The sequence below is a fragment of the Clostridium sp. Cult2 genome, assembly GCF_021655075.1.
Taxonomy (GTDB): domain Bacteria; phylum Bacillota; class Clostridia; order Tissierellales; family Tepidimicrobiaceae; genus Schnuerera.
Genome location: NZ_PPXX01000052.1, coordinates 1 through 19,934, shown reverse-complemented (window position 1 = coordinate 19,934; position 19,934 = coordinate 1). Strand labels below are relative to the sequence as shown.

The following is a 19,934-nucleotide window of genomic DNA, read 5'->3' as shown; positions in this document are numbered from 1 at the left end:
TACTATATGGCAATTCCGAAAGAGTTATCCATTGAAGAGCAATTAAATACTGTTGCAAATAAATTATCCCAATATTGTTTTAATGGATTATCAATAGAAGTATTAGAAATAAAGAAGATTGAAGGTAAGGAAATAGCGATAATTAACTTAAAGGAATTGCCAATTAATCAAAAAATAGATGATTATACAAAATTCATAGGGAATACTTGGAAGACCTATTATTTCCAAGGGACAACTGGCGGAACTATTACAAGCAAACAGTTAATTGATACTATTCTACAAAAGGATTATCAGGGGGAATGGATAGAGGGAGTCCAATTACAAGTTCGTGCCAGGTTCCTATATTTTGCTGTGCAGGTTTCTATATTTAATTAAATAAAGGAGTGAAGTGATTTGTTCAAAAAAACTTTATCAACAATAGGAATTACACTTATAGCTTTATTAGTGGTATTTAATGCTGTATATGCAGATGGGTATTCAGACATTAAAGGTCATTGGGCTAAAGACTATATTAATCAGCTTTCAGAAAAGGGTATTGTAAGTGGTTATTCAGATGGAACTTTTAGACCAGATGACAATATTACAGTTGCTGAATTCACTAAATTAATACTTACATCTTCAGGTACTAAATATAAGCAATCGAAAGTATGGTATGATGCAATTATTGATGAGGCAAAAAGGACTCACATAATACAAGATGGAGAGTTCGACAATTATGGCAAAAGGCTAATCACTCGTGGAGAAATGGCAAGAATGATAGCAAGACAAATCGGAGAAGCTTCACCTAAAGCCGAAAAAACTTCTTTTAAAGATGATAATCAAATACCTGATAGTCTAAAGAGATTTATTAAAGTAGTTTCAGATAAACAAATAGTAACAGGCTTACCAAATGGAAATTTTGATGCTAAAGGGAATGCAACGAGGGCAGAAGCAGCTACTATGATTTATAGAATGATAAATATTTCTACAAATGAAAATGCACGAAAAGAAGATATACAAGAATCCTTAGATATAGATAGTTATTCAAATCAAATAGATGTAGGTACTGTTCATACGGTGATATTAAAGAAGGACGGAACAGTTTGGAGCTGCGGATGGAATATCTTTGGAACACTAGGAAATGGGACGAATGAAGATGCACATACTCCTGTTCAAGCAAAGGGATTAAATAATGTTGATACTATATCAGCAGGTTTTTTTCATACAGTAGCCTTAAAGACAGATGGAACGGTTTGGGCTTGGGGATTAAACGATTATGGACAATTAGGAGATGAAACAGTAGAAGATAGAAATATTCCTGTGCAGGTTAAAGGATTAAATAATGTAATGGCTGTAGCTGGAGGTTGGAGGCATACAGCTGCTTTAAAATCAGACGGAACAGTTTGGGTATGGGGAGAGAATCAACATGGTGAATTGGGAGATGGTACAAATGTTATTAGTTCGAATACCCCTGTTCAAGTGAAGGGTTTAAATAATGTGGTAAGTATATCAGCAGGGGATTCCTATACATTAGCCTTAAAAAGCGATGGGACAGTATGGGCTTGGGGATGGAATGGTGGGGGACAATTAGGAGATGGAACATTAGAAGATAGAAATGTTCCTATACAAGTTAAAAACCTAAACAATGTGGTAAAATTGTCAGCTGGTTTATGTCACTCATTAGCCATAAAGAAAGATGGATCAATTTGGGCTTGGGGAGTAAATAGTCAAGGACAATTAGGAGATGGAACACTAGAGAAAAGAAACATTCCCATTGAAGTTAAAAATCTAAATAATGTAGTAAATATGTCAGCAGGGCATATTCACTCATTAGCCCTAAAAGAAGATGGAACAGTTTGGGCTTGGGGGAATAATGAAGAGGGGAAATTGGGAACCGAGAGTAATGGGTCTAGTAGCGTTCCTATTAAGGCAGAGAACCTAACTAACGTAGTAGCCATAGCAACAGGTGAGCATTATACAGTAGTTCTTAAAGATGATGGTTCAATTTGGTCTTGGGGTGGCAATTGGTATGGACAATTGGGTGATGGTACCGATAAGGATAGTAATGTACCAGTTAGGGTTTTAATAGAATAGACAGGGAGCCAAGAAAATATCTTAACCCTGCACTAACTTACTAACTTTCGTTAATTCTAAGAACAACCAAAATATTTTGGTTGTTCTTTTCATTGGAAAAAACCCACTATTATTATATAATAAAAAGGAAACTAATGTTTAACTAGGATGGTGACAAGATGGATTTTATAGAAGGATTAAACGAAAGACAAAAAGAAGCCGTTCTTCATACAGAAGGGCCTTTACTTATTTTAGCAGGGGCAGGTTCAGGTAAAACAAAAGTGTTAACCCATAGGATAGCCTATTTAATCGAAGAAAAAGGGATTTTCCCAGGAAATATTTTGGCAATAACCTTTACTAATAAAGCTGCCAATGAAATGAAGGAAAGGGTAGATTATTTATTGGATGGAAATATGGATGATATATGGATGGGTACCTTTCACTCTGTATGTGTTAGGATGCTTAGATGGAATATAGATAAAATTGGATATGACAGAAGTTTTTCCATCTATGACAGAGACGATCAAATTACTGTTATGAAAGAATGTATTAAAGAATTGGATTTAAGCAAGGATATGTATAAGGAAAGGTCAATAATAAACGTTATTAGTTCATTGAAGGATAAGATGATAAAGCCAGATACTTACATTAATCAAAACTACAATGACTATTATTGTAGAAATGTAGGGGAGTTATATGCGCTCTATGAGAAAAAGCTTAAAAGTAACAATGCCTTAGATTTTGATGATTTAATAATAAAGACTGTAGAATTACTAAAATCCAATCCAGATGTACTAGATTATTATCAGAGGAAATTTAAATATATATTTGTGGACGAGTTTCAGGATACAAACAAGATACAATATGAATTGGTGAGACTATTATCTCAACGTTATAAGAATTTATGTGTGGTAGGGGATGACGATCAGTGTGTAATTGAAGGTTCAAAAATTACCACACCAAATGGGTTAATAGCAATAGAGGAATTAAGAGAAAAAGATAAAGTTTATTCTGCATCTGGTAAAGGCGAAATTTTAGAAGGTGCTATTAGCAAAATAATTAAGAAAGAATATGAAGGACTAATAGTAAAAATAAAGACTAAATCAGGAAAGATAGTTAAAGCAACGCCAAATCATATTATGTTTGGTAAACTTAATTCAGAACCAGGAGTTTTATATGTATATTTGATGTATAGGAAGGATAAAGGTTACAGAATAGGTATAACTCAAGGTGTAAGATCAAGAGAGGGGCAGATAGTAAACGGTCTTATGGTTAGATTAAATCAAGAACATGGGGATAAGATATGGATTTTAAGAACATGTGAAAGCAAAGAAGAAGCAATATTCTATGAACAATTGTTTTCTGTAAAATACCAAATACCAACTGTTTGTTTCCATGTAATGGGTAGAAATATAAGTTTGGGGCAGGAATATATTGATAGACTATTTGACGAAATAGATACTGAAAACAATGTTGTGAAACTAATGGAGGATTTGTTATTATTTGAGGAATATCCTCATCATAGACCAAATGGTGTTATTAGCGGACAGACTATAAGACGAATTGGAAATTTGAATTTCTTTAGCGGGAGGAAATCTGGTTTAGAGTTAGGTTGGTATAGCCATAGAATCAGTTTTAACACAAGTGGTGATGAATTAAAAAAGAATGTTATAACTTCCAATTTTCCAGTAAGAAATGGGAAAAGAAGTACTTGGAGGATTGAAACGGAAAGGGTGGATTATGATGAAGCTTTTCAATATGGTAAAGATCTTCAAGCATTAGATGAAGAGATAGAAATAGTTGAAAGAGCAAGATTAACTGAGGATACTTATTTTAATTTTATGCCTGCTGCCCATATAAGACCAAGTATGAGTATTCCGGTATATGAAGATGGAAAAATAATAGAAGACTTAGTAGATGAAACTACTGTAGAAGAATATAAAGGGTTTGTATATGATATTTCAGTTCCTAATTTTAGGCAATATATTTGTGAAGGTATAGTGGTTCATAATTCCATATACGGCTGGAGAGGAGCAGATATAACCAATATCTTAGATTTCGAAAAAGATTTTCCAAATACTAAAATCATTAAATTAGAACAAAACTATCGTTCAACTCAAAATATACTTAACGTAGCCAACCATGTGATAAAGAACAATTTGGAAAGAAAAGATAAAAAATTATGGACAGATAATGAAGAAGGGAATCAGGTTGTGGTGGAAAGCCTTCTAGATTCGGATGAAGAAGCCTATTTTGTTGCTAATAAAATAGAAGAGCTTATAGATGAAGGATACAAGCCTTCAGATTTTGCCATTCTCTATAGGACTAATGCTCAATCAAGAACCTTTGAGGAAATCTTCATGAGAAAAAACATACCCTATAAGATTGTTGGAGGATTAAGGTTCTATGATAGAAAAGAGATTAAAGATATAATAGCTTATTTAAAGTTAATCCAAAACCCAGTAGATAATGTATCCTTAAAACGAATAATAAATGTTCCTAAAAGAGGAATTGGGAATGCTACTTTAGAGAAAATAGAGGAATATGCTAATGGGACTGGGGAGAGTATATATAGTGCATTGTTAAATGTGGAAGAGATACCAAATCTATCAACAAGGGCTAAAAACAGTCTAAAATCCTTTATAGATATGATAAATAAACTTATGGCCATGAAGGAAGTAATGGGTCTAAAAGAATTCTTGGAAGAAGTAATCTATGGGGTAGGATATATTAAGGAATTGGAAGAGGAAGCTAGCATAGAATCCCAAACTAGATTGGACAATATAAGAGAATTTATATCTGTGGCCATAGACTTTGAAATAACAAATCCAGAAGGTACTTTAGAGGATTTTTTAGCAGGGGTTTCCCTTCTTTCTGATGTGGATAAAACAGAAGATATAAAGAATTCCGTTACTTTACTTACAGTGCATTCAGCTAAAGGGCTGGAATTTCCAGTAGTGTTTATGGTAGGTATGGAAGAAGGACTTTTTCCCATATCTAGGGCTTTGGATAGTGAATCAGAATTAGAAGAGGAAAGAAGGCTTTGCTATGTAGCCATAACAAGAGCTGAAAAACTATTATTTATTACCCAAGTAAAACTTAGAACCATTTATGGAAATACTAATTATTCTTTGCCTTCTAGATTTATAGATGAAATACCAGAAGGTTATACTATATCATCAACAGACAGGATTAGAAGAAGGATATCCAATAATAAAAAAGGACTTGTAACAGTACATGATTATACTAAAGGAAATAGAAAACCAATAGCAAAACCATCTATAGATAATACAGATGTTGATTTAGGTGCTAAGGTTAAGCATAATAAATGGGGTGTAGGTACCATAGTTCAAATAAAGGAAAGGGATAATGATAAAGAGATAGTAATCGCCTTTGATAAAGTAGGTCTTAAAAGATTATTGCTTTCCATTGCTCCGATAGAAATATTGAAAGGAGAATAGTATATGGATAGGATTAAGAAGATGAAAGAGCTTATTGAGGAAATCAACGACTTAAATTACTATTATTATACATTAGACCAACCAAAAGTAAGTGATAAAGAGTACGATCTTCTCTACGATGAATTGGTAAAATTAGAGAAGGAAACGGGAACTATTTTTCCCTATTCACCAACCCAAAGAGTTGGTGGGGAGATATTGGATAAGTTTGAAAAACATTTCCATTTGGAGAGGCTCTGGAGTCTAGATAAAAGTCAAAATTATGGAGAATTAATAAATTGGGATAATAGAATTAGAAGATTAATAGAGGAGTATAATAATAACCATGAAGATAAACTGCCTTCTCCTACCTATGTGGTGGAATATAAATTCGATGGATTGACAATAAATTTAACCTATAGGGATGGAGAATTAGTCCAAGGAGCTACTAGGGGAAATGGTACAGTAGGAGAAGCCATTTTACCTCAATTAAAGACTATCAGGACTATTCCCTTAAGGATTGACTTTAAGGGGACTATGGAAGTACAAGGTGAAGGATTAATGCCTTTATCTACTCTTCATAAATACAATGAAACAGCTGTGGAGCCATTAAAGAATGCAAGAAATGCAGCTGCTGGAGCTTTAAGAAATCTTGACCCAAAGGTGACAGGAGAAAGAAATTTAACAGCCTACTTTTATAATATAGGTTATATTGAGGAAGAAAAATTCAACAGTCATTTGGAGATGCTTGAATTTATTAGGAATAATAGATTACCAGTATATGATTATGCTAAGGAGTGTAGTTCTATAGAAGAAGTTATTGAAGAAATAGAAAAAATAGAGGAAGAAAGACATAATATTGATATATTAACAGATGGGGCAGTAATAAAGATAAATGATATGAGGACTAGGGAAGTACTAGGCTATACCATGAGATTCCCACGATGGGCAATAGCATACAAATTTGAAGCAGAGGAGACTACTACTAAACTATTATCCGTCCAGTGGAATGTAGGAAGGACTGGGAAAGTAACTCCTACTGCTCTATTAGATCCAGTTGAAATTGCAGGAGCTACTGTAAGACGAGCTACTTTGAACAATTATGATGATATACTTAGAAAAAAAGTAGCCATTGGTTCTAGAGTATTAATCAGAAGGTCTAATGAGGTAATTCCAGAAATAATGGGAGTAGTAGATTCGGATGAGGAGACTATAGAAATAGAAAAGCCTACCCATTGTCCTGCTTGCCATAGTGAGCTAATTCAGGATGGGGTTCATATATTCTGTCCCAATTCATTAAATTGTAAACCTCAATTAGTATCTAGAATAGTACATTTTGCCAGTAGGGATGCCATGAATATAGAAGGGCTTAGTGAAAAAACTGCAGAGAAACTATTTGAAGAATTAGACCTAATGGATATAGGAGATATATATGAGATAAAATATGAGGATTTAGTGGAGCTTGAAGGATTTAAGGATAAAAGAGCAAAGAATCTACTTGAAGCCATTGAAAGGAGTAAAAACACAACTTTAGATGCTTTTATCTATGCACTAGGGATTCCAAATGTAGGTTTAAAAACAGCTCAGGATTTAGCAGAACATTATAAATCTTTAGAAGCCATTAAAAATTCCAGCTATGAAGAATTGATTATTATTCCCGATATAGGACCTAAGATTGCAGATAGCATAATTGAATTTTTCCATGATAATAGAATACTAGCAGGAATAGATAAACTACTGTGGGAAGGAGTTAACCCCCATTATGAAGAGATAAAAGTGGAAGAATCCATATTTACAAATAAAACAATAGTAATTACTGGAACCATAGAAGCCTATACTAGGAAGGAAATTAAGACTAAAATAGAAGAAATGGGAGGAAAGGTAGCAGGTTCTGTTAGCAAGAATACGGATTATGTAATTGTTGGTGAAAACCCAGGTTCTAAATATGACAGAGCTGTAGAGTTAGGAATTGAAATAGTTGATGAAAGAAGGCTATTAGAGATATTAGGATAGATAATTGATTATTTTAATGGCAGATTATATGCTAAAGTGATAAGATTAAAGAAGGCAAAGGAGGTAATATAATGGTTTCAAATGAAGATGTTAAATATTTATCAGGACTCTGTAAGATAAAGTTTTCAGAAGAAGAAATAGAGGATTTTACAGAAGAATTTTCTAAAATATTGGACTATGTGAATATATTAAAAGAAGTTGATACAGAAGGAATTGAGCCAACTTACCATATTGGTAATAATATTCAACCGTTGAGAGAAGATGAAATAGACAAAAGTCTAGATAAAGAAGATGTACTTAAAAATGCACCAGAAGAAGAATATGGGTATTTTAAATTACTAAGGGTAATGGATTAGGAAGAGGTGAAAAGATGGATATTACAAAATTAACCGCTATAGAGATGAAAGAAAAGCTTAAGGATAAAGAAGTATCAAGTAGGGAAATTGTTAAGGCTCATTTAAAAAAGATTGAAGAATTGGAAGATGAACTAAATGCATTTATTACTATAACAAAGGAAGAAGCTTTAAAATCTGCTGATAGAGTAGACAAAAAGATAAAAAATGGAGAAGAGCTAGGCCTATTAGCAGGAATTCCCATTGGCATTAAAGATAATATTATTACCTATGGTACTAAAACTACCTGTGGTTCAAAAATGCTTGAGAATTTCATACCAACCTATGAGGGGACAGTAATAGAAAAGATTAAAGAGGAAGATGGAATAATATTAGGGAAAACCAATATGGATGAATTTGCCATGGGTTCTTCCACTGAAACTTCATATTTTGGTGTAACTAGGAATCCAATAGATTTAGAACGGGTGCCAGGAGGTTCCAGTGGAGGCTCAGCTGCAGCTGTAAAAGCTTGCCAAGTTGCTCTGTCTCTAGGTTCGGATACTGGTGGTTCCATAAGGCAACCAGCTAGTTTTTCTGGAGTAGTAGGGATTAAACCTACATATGGTTTAGTTTCTAGATATGGATTGATATCTGTAGCCAACTCTTTAGACACAATTGGGGTAATTGGTCGAAATGTTCTAGATGCAGCTTTAATGTTAGGGGTAATAATAGGTCATGATTCAAAGGATTCCACCTCTGTTGATATAGAAGGTATCGATTATTTAGATAAATTAAGTGAAGATATAAAGGGAATGAAAATAGCTATACCTAAAGAATATTTTGAAATAGATATGGACAATAGGATAAAAGACCAAATAAACAAATCCGTAGCACTATTGGAAGATTTGGGAGCAAATATAGAAGAAATATCTTTACCTAATATAAAACATGGCCTTGCAACTTATTATACAATATCTACTGCAGAAATAAGCTCTAATATGGCTAGATTTGATGGGATAAGATATGGATATAGGGCAAAGGAGTATGAAACCCTAGATGAATTATATATGAATACCAGAAGAGAAGCCTTTGGTAGAGAAGTGAAAAGAAGGATAATGATGGGAACCTATTTTTTAAGCAGTAGTCATGGTGATAATTATTACAAAAAGGCATTAAAGGTAAGAACTATTATTAAGAAGGATTTTGACAAGACATTTGAAAAATATGATATTATTCTATCCCCTACATCACCAAAATTGCCCTTTAAAATAGGGGAAAATATAGATGACCCATTGAATATGTATAAATCCGATTTATTCACCGTACCAGTTAATTTAGCAGGTATATGTGCTCTATCCATTCCTTGTGGAGATATTGAAAGGTTACCAGTTGGGTTACAGATAATAGGTGATAGATTTAAAGAGATAAACATATTGAAAGCTGCCTATGCTTTAGAGAAGAACTTATCTTTAGGGGGTGTTAAATAATGGCATATAAAACTATAATAGGATTGGAAATACATGTAGAGTTAATGACCAAAACTAAAATATTTTGCAGTTGTACCAATGCTTTTGGCGGAGACGCTAACACCCATTGTTGTCCTGTATGTTTAGGGCTACCAGGGGCTTTACCAGTACTTAATAAATCTGTTTTGGAATATGGAATAAAGGCAGGTATTGCATTTAATTCAAAAATTGCTACTAAAACTAAAATGGATAGGAAGAACTATTTTTATCCTGATTTAGTTAAAGGATTTCAAATAAGCCAGGATGATATACCTCTATGTGAAGGTGGATATGTGGAAATAGAGATGGAAACTGGTACTAAAAAGATTAAATTGATAAGAATCCATATAGAAGAAGACACAGGAAAGTCCATTCATACGGAGGAAGGGGATTCATTACTAGACTATAATAGGGCAGGAGTACCATTAATTGAAATAGTTACAGCTCCAGATATGAATACGCCAGAAGAGGCAAGACTATTTTTAGAAAAATTGAAGTCTACTTTAAAATATATCGAAGTTTCCGACTGTAAAATGGAGGAAGGTTCTTTAAGATGTGATATAAATATTAATGTTGTAGATCTAGAAACAGGAAAAAGGACCAATATTACAGAGCTGAAAAATCTAAACTCCTTTAGATCAGCAGTAAAGGCAATGGAATACGAAGAAAAAAGGCATATATCCCTTTTGAAAGAAGAAAAGGATACAGAAAGAGAGACTAGAAGATGGGATGAAGTAAGAAATGAAACCATAGTTATGAGGGAAAAGGGAGAAGTAGCAGATTATAGATATGCAGTAGACGGAGACATAGCTCCTATTGAAATAGAACAAGATTGGATTGAAGAAATTAGAGACAATTTACCAGAACTGCCCCATCATAAAAAGGAAAGATTTATTAAAGAGTATGATTTGCCAGAATACGATGCAGGAGTCCTTACTCAGTCAAGAGAAATAGCACAATTCTATGAAGAGACTAATAAATATGCCAAGGATCCTAAACAGGTTAGCAATTGGATAATGGGAGATGTATTAAGAAGATTAAATGATGAAGAAATGGAAATAGAGGATTTAAAATTTCATCCAAAGGATTTAGCAGATTTAATTGGGTTTATCGATGATGGAAAGATTAGTAACAATATAGGCAAGAAGGTATTAAGGGATATGTTTGAAACTGGAGAGAGGCCAGAGGAGATTATTAAAAAGAAAGGATTAATCCAAATTAGCGATGAAGGTGAATTAATAGGCATTATTGAAAAGGTATTAGATGAAAACCAACAATCCATTATAGACTATAAAAATGGAAAGGATAGAGCTTTAGGGTTTTTGATTGGGCAAGTGATGAAGGCTACAAGAGGTAAAGCCAATCCACAAATGGTAAATAAAATGGTTACAGAGATGATAGAAAACCGATAGATGGAAAGACTTCCATCTATCGGCAAGAATTGTCAGAAAATTCACACTTGATTAATAGATTAAGTCAATATATAATAATCATAACTATTTTAAAATAGTTATGATTATTATTTTTAAGGGGGGATTTTATGAGCAATAAGAGAAGGGGTTTGACGACTAAAATTTTTATAGGCCTATTGATAGGTCTAGTAGTTGGGATTATTGTTTATCGATTACCAGCTGGGACTTTTAAAGATGATATTTTAATCGATGGAATCTTTCAATTATTAGGGCAAGTATTTTTAAGAGGGATTATGATGATGGTAGTTCCTCTCGTATTTATTTCACTAGTTAATGGTACAGCTAGTATGGGGGACGTGAAAAAGCTTGGTAGGGTAGGTGCTAGAACTATATTGTTTTATTTAGTGACTACAGCTTTTGCAGTCTCATTAGCCTTGGTCCTAGGTTATCTAATAAAGCCAGGTATAGGATTGGATTTAGGCGCAATTGAACAAGTGGAAACTACTGTCAATGCAAAAACTCCATTAGTACAAATTTTGTATGAAATGGTGCCTAGAAACCCAATATCAGCTATGGCAGAAGGAAATATGCTGCAAATTATAGTATTTGCAATAATTACGGGAATAGGCTTATCTGTATTAGGAGATAAAGTTAAAATTATTATCCAGATATTTGAACAGCTAAACGAACTAGTAATGAAAATGGTAGGCTTTGTAATGCTATTTGCCCCTATTGGAGTATTTGGTTTAATTGCTAGAACCTTTGCTACTGTTGGGTATGCTGCTTTAATTCCATTGTTAAAGTATATAATAGCTGTCTATATTGGTCTAATTATCCATGCAGGATTAGTCTATTCTGGAATGTTGAAAGGTCTTACTGGATTAAGTCCTAGAAAGTTTTATAAGAAGTTTTTCCCTGCCATGTCTGTAGCTTTTTCAACAGCTAGTAGTAATGCAACTGTTCCAATCAATTTAGACATAAACGAAAAGCAATTAGGAGTATCTAGAAATATAGCTTCCTTTACAATTCCCCTAGGAGCCACTATCAATATGGATGGTACTGCTATTATGCAAGGAGTAGCTACCTTCTTTATAGCTCAGGTATATAATGTTCCCTTAAGTATTGGGGCTATATTAACAGTAGTTTTAACAGCTACATTAGCTTCTATAGGAACAGCAGGAGTACCTGGTGCAGGAGCTATTATGTTATCCATGGTATTACAATCTATCGGTTTGCCAATAGAAGGAATTGGATTAATAATGGGTATAGATAGATTGGTAGACATGGGTAGGACCACTGTAAATATTACTGGAGATGCAGTATGTACTGTAATAATAGCTAAAAAAGAAGGAGAACTGGATGAAGAAGTATTTAATTCTGACTCTAAAGCATTGTCAAAATAGATTTTAAAAGGGACTGTTATTTAGTCCCTTTTTTTCATACTTTTTTCACCATATAAGTAGATTTTAAAATAGGGAATTATCAATATTTATCTCCTATTAATCCAGAATTATTTCTATTATTTTAACTAGATACTAAGTAAATATTTTCAAAACCTATTAAAGTGTACTTAAAGTGTACCAAAAGTGTTTGTATTCTGGTACAATATACTTATACAACAATATGGAAATAATACTGAAAGGATTAGCAAGGAGGATTTATTATGGAAATAGGGAAGTTGTCAAATCATGTATTGAAAAAAATTGTATTCAACAATATTAAATATAAAAGAAAGGAAATTATTCAGGGGGCAGCTATTGGAGAAGATAATGCCATTGTAGATTTTGGTGATGAAGTTTGTATAATTTCTACAGACCCAATAACTGGAGCGACTAAGGATATAGGAAGACTTGCTATTTATATATCCTCTAATGATGTAGCCAGTAGTGGAGCAGAGCCAATAGGGGCTCTTATGACTATTTTAGCACCACCTTCAATAACAGAAGAAGATATTGAGTTAATAATGAAAGAAGCTGGAGAAGCTGCCAAGGAATTGAAAATAGAAATAATGGGTGGACATACAGAAATAACCCATGCAGTAAATAGAGTAATTATTTCTACGACGATAATTGGAAAACAGAAAAAGAAAAACATGATTGATTCAAAAAATGTGAAGATAGGAAATAAAGTATTAATAACTAAATATGCTGGAATTGAAGGGACTTCCATATTAGTTAAGGAATTGGAAAAATATTTAGAAGATAAAATGGATAAAGAGAAAATAGAAGAAGCTAAAAATATGGGCAAGATGATATCCGTTATAAAAGAAGGAGTAATATGTGGAGAAATTGGAGTAAATTATATGCATGATATTACTGAAGGAGGAATATTAGGTGCAGTATGGGAAGGTGCTATAGCAGTTGATAAGGGAATAAAGATATATGAGGAATTAATCCCTATGAAGGAGGTTACAAAGGAGATATCATCCATATTAGACATTGATCCTTATAGACTGATTTCTAGTGGAAGTATGATGATAATTGCTGACGAGGATAAAGTAAATGCTATAGAAGACAAATTAAAAGAGGAAGGTATAAAGGTAACCGTTATTGGTGAAATAATCCAAAAGGGAATTTTCATAGAAAGGAAAGGCAAACTAGAAGATATTAAGCCTCCAGCTAGTGATGAATTATATAAAGCTCTCTCTGTATTAGATTAAATATTACATTATGATTACAAAATGCCCATTTCGTTGACATAATAACCAACCAAATGATATAAATAACATAAGCCATAAAATAAATAGCAAAGGATGTGGAAAGGGGCAATAAATATGAAGAAATGGAAAATTGTTTTATCCTTTTTATTGATTTTAATATTCTTAAGTTCACCAACATTAGCAGCTAACAATAATACTAATATTACTGTTAGCATGGATGGCAGAAAATACACAGTAAAAGAAGTACCAGTGGTACTAGATGGACAAGCAGTATTTTCAGATATTCCTACCTTCATTCATCCTATCAATGATTATACTTTGGTTCCTATTAGGTTCCTAGCAGAGAGATATGGTGCTGAAGTAACTTGGGAGCAAAAGACCAAAACAGCAACGGTAAAACAAGAGAATAAAGAGATAAAGATTACAATTGATAGTGAATACATCTATTTGAATGGTGAAAAGAAACCTATAGAAGGAGGTACAACTCCAAAGCTTGTCACATTCTCTAACAAGGATTCAAGAACTATGGTTCCATTAAGATTGATATCTGAAGCCCTAGGTTTTGAAGTGGGATGGGATAGCTTAAACAGAGTGCCTTTTATCAATACTAAAGGCAATGAAGATGCTAATGGGGATGAAAATATCAATAAAGTAGAGATTACCAATGTGTCAGTAGTAAGGGGAAGTACTAGTTCACCAAAAGTATCCATAAAGGGAACAGATAAATTAGAATATTCCACATTATTACTTAAAAATCCTGATAGGTTGGTTATTGATATTGAAAATTCTGTTTTAAATCTTAAAGATAATATACCCTTTCAAGGTGGGGTAGGAAGAATAGAAGTAGATAGTAAACCAATAAATAGGATAAGCGTGTCTCAATTTTCTTCTAGTCCAGATGTGGCAAGAATAGTCATCAACTTAACTGATAAGGTAGATTTTGATATAGTTTCAGGAGATGATGGCAAATCTTTAACTTTATCTTTTGTAAACAGAGTAGAGAAAATTGAAAGAGAAATAGTAGATGGTAAAGAAGCCCTTGTTATTCACAACACTGAGAAACCCGAAATAAAAACTTTAAAACTATCAAATCCAGAAAGGATAGTTGTAGATTTAATAGACTCTTCATTACAGGGTGGGAGCTATTTTAGCTATGATTATGAAATAGGATTTATTAAAGGAGTAAGAGTATCTCAATTTAATCCAGACAATCTATATAAACTAAATGATAGAATAGTTAGATTAGTATTAGATGTTAAGGAAGGGATACTAGATTCTAATGTTAAAATCCATATAGATGGTAACAAGATTGTTATCACACCAGAGACCAATATAGGAGAGGTTCTAGACTATTCTATTGAAGGTAGTAAAAGAGTAGTCTCAATCAATACTATGGAAGAAACAGATTATGATATAGAATATAGTAGAGATGAAAACACTATGATAATAAGTGTACCTTCAGATGTACTAGATATAGAAGATGGTTATGCAAATATTAAGGATGGGTTAATAAACGATATTACTATAAGAAAAGCAGGAAGACTCTCTAAGGTTATTATTACCTTTAGAAGAGGTGTTGATTATACTATTCTGTCAAAAGAAAAAGATTCTAAAATTGCTTTAGAATTTATGAAGGATGAGAACATAAAACCTTCTGATAGAATAATAGTAATAGATGCGGGTCATGGTGGAACGGATCCAGGAACAGTACAGAATGGAACTAATGAAAAGGATATAAACTTGTCAGTGTCTCTAAAGCTTAATGATAGCTTAATGAATAAAGGCTATAATACTGTAATGACAAGAGATAATGATATTTATGTAGATTTATATGAGAGAGCAAAGATAGCAAATAGAAATCAAGCAGATTTGTTTATAAGTATTCATTCTAATTCAATTGGGAATGCTAATATTTCAGGGATACAAGTATTGTACCATTCCAAGGATAAAGCGAAAGTATCAAAGGAAGATACCTTGGCTTTAGCTAAGATTATGATGGAGGAGCTTACAAAAGGTACTGGTGCACAGGATAAAGGATTACTACCTAGGGAAAGAACAGTAGTAATAAGAGATACATCAATGCCTTCTGTATTGATTGAGTTAGGATTCCTTACTAATCCAGAAGAAGCTAGGCTATTAAACGATGAAGGATATCAAGATATTTTAGTAGAATCAATAATAAAAGGTATAGAAAAATATTTTGAATTGTATTAATATATATAGCGGGGATTAATCTCCGCTTATTTTTATTAAATTAGAGGTGATTTTATGAGTTTTATATTTGGTTATTTATTAATATTCTTTGCTAGGGTATGTGATGTGACATTAGGAACCATTAGAATGTTGATGGTGGTTCAAGGAAGAAAGGTTCAGGCTGCAATTATTGGCTTTTTTGAAGTGAGTGTATATGTTACAGCCTTAGGTAAAGTAGTTACCAGTTTGGATAACATAGGAAATTTATTTGCATATGCTTTAGGCTTTGCTTGTGGTAACTATATTGGCATAATTATTGAAAACAAAATAGCCTTAGGGAGTTTGGCAGCTCAGATTATTCTAAAGGGCTCTAATGAAAGCAATATGGAATTGATAGAGAAATTAAGAGATAATGGTTTTGGGGTAACGGTATTAGAGGGATATGGTAGAGAAGGCTCTAGGGAGATACTTCATATAGCCATAAATAGAAAGGATTTAAGCAAGCTTAAAGATTTGGTTTATAGTCATGATGAAGATGCCTTTATAATAGCTAATACAATAAGTCCTATTAGTGGTGGTTACTTTTCGTCCATTAAAAAGAAATAAATAATCATAGTATTCCTTATCTTCTAATATAATGTAATAAAACATGGAGGGGGGTAAGGGATGGATAATAAAAGAATTATATTAATTCTATTAATATTAGTAATAGGAATATCCATAGTTAGTTGTAAAGGGAAAGGAGGTTTTAAAAAGCTTTTTTCCAAGGAAGATGAAATTGAAATAATAAGGTCTGATGAGGATTATGATTTTGAACTAACAGAAGACGAGGGGATGAGAAAAACTGTATTCTATTTTAAGGATAAACAAGGGTTGTTAGTGCCACTTATGAGAAAAATTCCATGGGAAGAAGGTATTGCAAAGCTTACATTGAGGAATATGGTAGATAGCCCCGAATTAAGAGAAAGCATTAGCGCTACAGGGTTATCTCCAATAATTCCAGCAGGAACAGAAATTATTGGGATGGCAATCAATGAAGAAACTGGACTTTGCAAAGTAGATTTTTCTAAAGAGGTCCTAAACTATGAAACAGAAAAAGATGAAGAAAACTTAATTAAAGGTGTAGTATATACTTTAACGGAATTTCAAGCCATTGATGAGGTACAATTTTTAGTTGAAGGTGAGGTTCTTCCAACTTTCAAACATGGTTATAATATATCTAATCCTATAAAGAGAGACAATATAAATTTAACGGGTAGTTTGGAGGACCAAAGGTCAAAAGTTGTGATTTACTATAAAGGGAATAATTTTGAAGAAGATTTTGAATACTTTGTTCCTGTGACTATACCTACATTGGCGCCTGTACCAAATATATTTACTGCTTTAGAAACTCTATTCGATGGAGCACCATTGGAACTTGGACTTAGTTCAGATATTCCTCAGGGAACTAGTTTTCATGGAGTGGATATTAAGGATGGGGTAGCCTATGTGGATATATCCTTTGATAATGATGATTTACCTAGTGATAGACAAATATATAATAATATAGCAAAAAATATAGGATTGACTTTAAGTGAATTTGAAGAAATAGAAAAGGTAGAATTACTTATTGATGGGAAGAGTCTGGAAGAGGTTGGTATGGATTTTGACATAAATATTACAATACCTACTTTTGCCAATGAATATTAAGCTGTCTAAAAATAGGCAGCTTATTTTATTTCTATTCTTTATAATATTTCTAGTAGATTAGAATATGGAAAAAAGAATTTAAATCTGCTAAAATAATATTAGTTAATAGGGGTAAATAATAAAACGATAGCAAAAAATATGTATAGAAGGAGAAAATAATGACTAAAAAGAGACTTGTTTTATCTACTGGAAATAAACATAAGGTTGAAGAAATAAAAGAAATTCTAAAGGATTTACCAATAGAAGTATTCTCTAAAAATGATTTGGGTTTTAATGGTTTTGAAATAGAAGAAAATGGGGAAACTTTAGAGGAGAATGCAATCAAAAAGGCCACTTCATTGGCAGGAAGGGTCCAGGGTATGGTAATGGCCGATGATACCGGATTATTTGTTGAGTATTTAAATGGAGGACCAGGGGTTCATTCTGCTAGATATTCAGGAATAGATGCAACTTATGAAAAAAACAATATTAAATTGTTAAATAGATTAGATGGAGTTCCTTTACAAAAAAGAAAAGCTTTATTTAAAACCGTAATTGCTTTGGTGACAGAACATGGTAATGTCATTACAGTAATTGGTGAATGTAAAGGATATATAGGGTTTGAACCTAAGGGTGAAGAAGGTTTTGGCTATGACCCTTTGTTTATTGTAGAAGGTTATAATAAAACCTTTGCTGAATTAGGAGAGGAGATAAAAAATAAAATTAGCCACAGAGCTAGGGCTTTAGACAAACTAAAGATAGAAATCATTAAAATTCTAGAGGATGATTAAGATGAAAATAATTGTTGTAAGCGATACTCACGGGATGATGAAAGAATTCATTGATGAAGTCAAAACTATGGAGAAGGTAGATTTAATAATTCATTTAGGAGACTATGTGGAAGATGGTTTAGCAATAGAAAAGTTTACTGGCATTAAGACTATGATTGTGAAAGGCAATGGAGATTTTTTCCACACTGAATATAACGAAGATGAAATCTTAGATATTAAGGATAAAAGAATATTAATAACTCATGGTCATAAATATGATGTAAGATATGGAATAGAAAAGTTACTTTATAGAGGAGAAGAGGTAAAGGCAGATTTAATATTATATGGACACACTCATGTATCGACTTTTTTCGAAGAATCTGGTATAATAGTTATGAACCCAGGAAGCCCTTCTATGCCTAGGGGTTTTAATAGAAGGAAGACTTTTGGGATAATAGAAATTGGGCAAAAGATAGACATAAGAATAATAGAGTTAAATTAATAAGAATAAACTATTGACAATAGTAAAATAACCTGTTATAATTCTATATTGTCAGTTGAAGTTCGGCAAGGTAGTGCGGGTGTAGCTTAATGGTAAAGCACTGGCTTCCCAAGCCAGCCACGAGGGTTCGATTCCCTTCATCCGCTCCATTATGACCTAACTTAGCGAACGTAAGTGAGCAAAAGTTAAGTCAAACGCAATGAGAACCAAATCTATGCCAGCATTAGCTAGCGAATAGATTTGGGTTTCGAAACTGCGAGGCGTGAATATGCACCTATAGCTCAGTAGGATAGAGCAACGGACTTCTAATCCGTGTGCCGGGGGTTCGAATCCTCCTAGGTGCACCAAAAATATTGTGGTGGATATGGCCTAGTTGGTTAAGGCGCCAGATTGTGGCTCTGGAGATCGTGGGTTCGAATCCCATTATCCACCCCATTTTTATTTTACATTCAGAACATTATTAACTATATTAAACTATCATGACCCATTAGCTCAGGCGGTAGAGCACCTGACTTTTAATCAGGGTGTCCGGCGTTCGAGTCGCCGATGGGTCACCATTAAGTATGCGGGAGTGGCGGAACTGGCAGACGCGCTAGACTTAGGATCTAGTGTCTTTGACGTGGGGGTTCAAGTCCTCTCTCCCGCACCATATATAATTGGCGAGAGCCAATTTTTTTGTTTAGGGGGGTTTAATATGTATTGGAAGATAATAACTATATTAGGGATATTTCTAATATTTGTTTCCATATATAATCATATTCAAATAAGCGATATCTTTGTAAATAAACTAAATTTTGATAACAAAAAATTATCTAGTGTATTAAGGATAACTCAGATATCTGATTATCATGCCAATAATCGTATTGATTCAAAAAAATTACTTGATGAAATAATTCATTTTAATCCTCATATTATTGTTTTAACTGGAGATATTATAGATAGTAAAACCAAGGATATTTATCCCACTTTGAGTTTAATAAGGAAGTTAGTGGGTATAAATTCTAATATATTTTTTGTAATTGGAAATCATGAACTGGGAAATAAAAATGGTGGTAGATTTATATCTAGCCTTAAAGAAATGGGAGTTATTGTACTGGATAATAATAGGCAGACTGTTGAAATAGAAGGAGAAAGGATAAATATATGTGGATTAAGTTTCTTCGCTACTAGAAAAGATTACGAAGAAACTATGAAAGGTATAGATAAGGGTGATTATACTTTACTATTATCCCATTCACCTAATAGGCCCATAGATTATTCCTTAGGGATAGAGGATTTAGTCCTTACAGGCCATACCCATGGGGGGCAAGTAAGACTACCTATAATAGGGGCAATCATATCACCAGGTCAAGGGCTTTTTCCTAAATTTGATAAAGGAGTTTTTAAAATAA

15 protein-coding genes and 5 tRNA genes are annotated in these 19,934 nt (G+C 33.0%); all 20 read left to right on the top strand.

The features are described 5' to 3' along the window. The first annotated feature begins 6 nt into the window (after positions 1-6). Entirely contained in the window at positions 7-375 is a 369-nt protein-coding gene (locus tag C3E90_RS05915) for a hypothetical protein (protein WP_236914737.1), read from the top strand. Positions 376-393: 18 nt separating this feature from the next. Next, on the top strand, positions 394-2,073 hold the full coding sequence (locus tag C3E90_RS05910; RefSeq protein WP_236914736.1) for an RCC1 domain-containing protein: 1,680 nt from the start codon (positions 394-396) through the stop codon (positions 2,071-2,073). 158 nt (positions 2,074-2,231) lie between these two features. Continuing rightward, a complete protein-coding gene (locus C3E90_RS05905; RefSeq protein WP_236914735.1) occupies positions 2,232-5,513 on the top strand; it encodes a UvrD-helicase domain-containing protein in 3,282 nt (1,093 codons plus the stop codon). Positions 5,514-5,516: 3 nt separating this feature from the next. Then, entirely contained in the window at positions 5,517-7,502 is a 1,986-nt protein-coding gene (gene ligA, locus C3E90_RS05900; RefSeq protein ID WP_236914734.1) for an NAD-dependent DNA ligase LigA, read from the top strand. Between the two features lie 71 nt (positions 7,503-7,573). After that, positions 7,574-7,858 carry an Asp-tRNA(Asn)/Glu-tRNA(Gln) amidotransferase subunit GatC gene (gene gatC, locus C3E90_RS05895; RefSeq protein WP_236914733.1) on the top strand — a complete coding sequence of 95 codons (285 nt, stop codon included), beginning with the start codon at positions 7,574-7,576 and terminating at the stop codon, positions 7,856-7,858. A gap of 14 nt (positions 7,859-7,872) precedes the next feature. Beyond that, a complete protein-coding gene (gene gatA, locus C3E90_RS05890; RefSeq protein ID WP_236914732.1) occupies positions 7,873-9,321 on the top strand; it encodes an Asp-tRNA(Asn)/Glu-tRNA(Gln) amidotransferase subunit GatA in 1,449 nt (482 codons plus the stop codon). After that, complete coding sequence (gatB, locus tag C3E90_RS05885) at positions 9,321-10,751, top strand: Asp-tRNA(Asn)/Glu-tRNA(Gln) amidotransferase subunit GatB (protein ID WP_236914731.1); 1,431 nt, start codon at positions 9,321-9,323, stop codon at positions 10,749-10,751. Before gatA ends, gatB begins: the two co-directional genes overlap by 1 nt. A gap of 128 nt (positions 10,752-10,879) precedes the next feature. Further along, a complete protein-coding gene (locus C3E90_RS05880) occupies positions 10,880-12,154 on the top strand; it encodes a dicarboxylate/amino acid:cation symporter (RefSeq protein ID WP_236914730.1) in 1,275 nt (424 codons plus the stop codon). Between the two features lie 260 nt (positions 12,155-12,414). Further along, positions 12,415-13,410 carry an AIR synthase family protein gene (locus tag C3E90_RS05875; RefSeq protein WP_236914729.1) on the top strand — a complete coding sequence of 332 codons (996 nt, stop codon included), beginning with the start codon at positions 12,415-12,417 and terminating at the stop codon, positions 13,408-13,410. A gap of 114 nt (positions 13,411-13,524) precedes the next feature. After that, on the top strand, positions 13,525-15,624 hold the full coding sequence (locus C3E90_RS05870) for an N-acetylmuramoyl-L-alanine amidase family protein (RefSeq protein WP_236914728.1): 2,100 nt from the start codon (positions 13,525-13,527) through the stop codon (positions 15,622-15,624). 54 nt (positions 15,625-15,678) lie between these two features. After that, the gene (locus C3E90_RS05865; protein ID WP_236914727.1) at positions 15,679-16,209 is read left to right on the top strand and encodes a DUF2179 domain-containing protein; all 531 of its coding nucleotides are present in this window, start codon (positions 15,679-15,681) and stop codon (positions 16,207-16,209) included. 60 nt (positions 16,210-16,269) lie between these two features. After that, on the top strand, positions 16,270-17,292 hold the full coding sequence (locus C3E90_RS05860; RefSeq protein ID WP_236914726.1) for a GerMN domain-containing protein: 1,023 nt from the start codon (positions 16,270-16,272) through the stop codon (positions 17,290-17,292). A gap of 158 nt (positions 17,293-17,450) precedes the next feature. Next, complete coding sequence (gene rdgB / locus C3E90_RS05855; RefSeq protein ID WP_236914725.1) at positions 17,451-18,062, top strand: RdgB/HAM1 family non-canonical purine NTP pyrophosphatase; 612 nt, start codon at positions 17,451-17,453, stop codon at positions 18,060-18,062. A 1-nt stretch (position 18,063) separates the two neighbouring features. Further along, positions 18,064-18,543: a YfcE family phosphodiesterase gene (locus C3E90_RS05850; RefSeq protein ID WP_236914724.1), complete on the top strand. Its 480-nt coding sequence runs from the start codon at positions 18,064-18,066 to the stop codon at positions 18,541-18,543. Positions 18,544-18,618: 75 nt separating this feature from the next. Beyond that, positions 18,619-18,692, top strand: a tRNA-Gly gene (locus C3E90_RS05845). Between the two features lie 121 nt (positions 18,693-18,813). Beyond that, positions 18,814-18,890: transfer RNA gene (locus C3E90_RS05840), tRNA-Arg, on the top strand. A gap of 11 nt (positions 18,891-18,901) precedes the next feature. Further along, a tRNA-His gene (locus C3E90_RS05835) sits at positions 18,902-18,978 on the top strand. 46 nt (positions 18,979-19,024) lie between these two features. Next, a tRNA-Lys gene (locus C3E90_RS05830) sits at positions 19,025-19,100 on the top strand. 8 nt (positions 19,101-19,108) lie between these two features. Then, positions 19,109-19,192 (top strand) — tRNA-Leu (locus C3E90_RS05825). A 45-nt stretch (positions 19,193-19,237) separates the two neighbouring features. Beyond that, a partial coding sequence (locus C3E90_RS05820) for a metallophosphoesterase (RefSeq protein ID WP_236914723.1) occupies positions 19,238-19,934 on the top strand: 697 nt, incomplete at its 3' end.

What these genes read in the sequence shown, in the direction of transcription:
- rdgB (WP_236914725.1), top strand. Translation starts at nt 17,451, where the DNA reads ATGACTAAAAAGAGACTTGTTTTATCTACTGGAAATAAACATAAGGTT.
- C3E90_RS05865 (WP_236914727.1), top strand. Translation starts at nt 15,679, where the DNA reads ATGAGTTTTATATTTGGTTATTTATTAATATTCTTTGCTAGGGTATGT.
- C3E90_RS05880 (WP_236914730.1), top strand. Translation starts at nt 10,880, where the DNA reads ATGAGCAATAAGAGAAGGGGTTTGACGACTAAAATTTTTATAGGCCTA.
- ligA (WP_236914734.1), top strand. Translation starts at nt 5,517, where the DNA reads ATGGATAGGATTAAGAAGATGAAAGAGCTTATTGAGGAAATCAACGAC.
- C3E90_RS05875 (WP_236914729.1), top strand. Translation starts at nt 12,415, where the DNA reads ATGGAAATAGGGAAGTTGTCAAATCATGTATTGAAAAAAATTGTATTC.
- C3E90_RS05870 (WP_236914728.1), top strand. Translation starts at nt 13,525, where the DNA reads ATGAAGAAATGGAAAATTGTTTTATCCTTTTTATTGATTTTAATATTC.
- C3E90_RS05860 (WP_236914726.1), top strand. Translation starts at nt 16,270, where the DNA reads ATGGATAATAAAAGAATTATATTAATTCTATTAATATTAGTAATAGGA.
- gatB (WP_236914731.1), top strand. Translation starts at nt 9,321, where the DNA reads ATGGCATATAAAACTATAATAGGATTGGAAATACATGTAGAGTTAATG.
- C3E90_RS05850 (WP_236914724.1), top strand. Translation starts at nt 18,064, where the DNA reads ATGAAAATAATTGTTGTAAGCGATACTCACGGGATGATGAAAGAATTC.
- gatC (WP_236914733.1), top strand. Translation starts at nt 7,574, where the DNA reads ATGGTTTCAAATGAAGATGTTAAATATTTATCAGGACTCTGTAAGATA.
- C3E90_RS05905 (WP_236914735.1), top strand. Translation starts at nt 2,232, where the DNA reads ATGGATTTTATAGAAGGATTAAACGAAAGACAAAAAGAAGCCGTTCTT.
- C3E90_RS05915 (WP_236914737.1), top strand. Translation starts at nt 7, where the DNA reads ATGGCAATTCCGAAAGAGTTATCCATTGAAGAGCAATTAAATACTGTT.
- gatA (WP_236914732.1), top strand. Translation starts at nt 7,873, where the DNA reads ATGGATATTACAAAATTAACCGCTATAGAGATGAAAGAAAAGCTTAAG.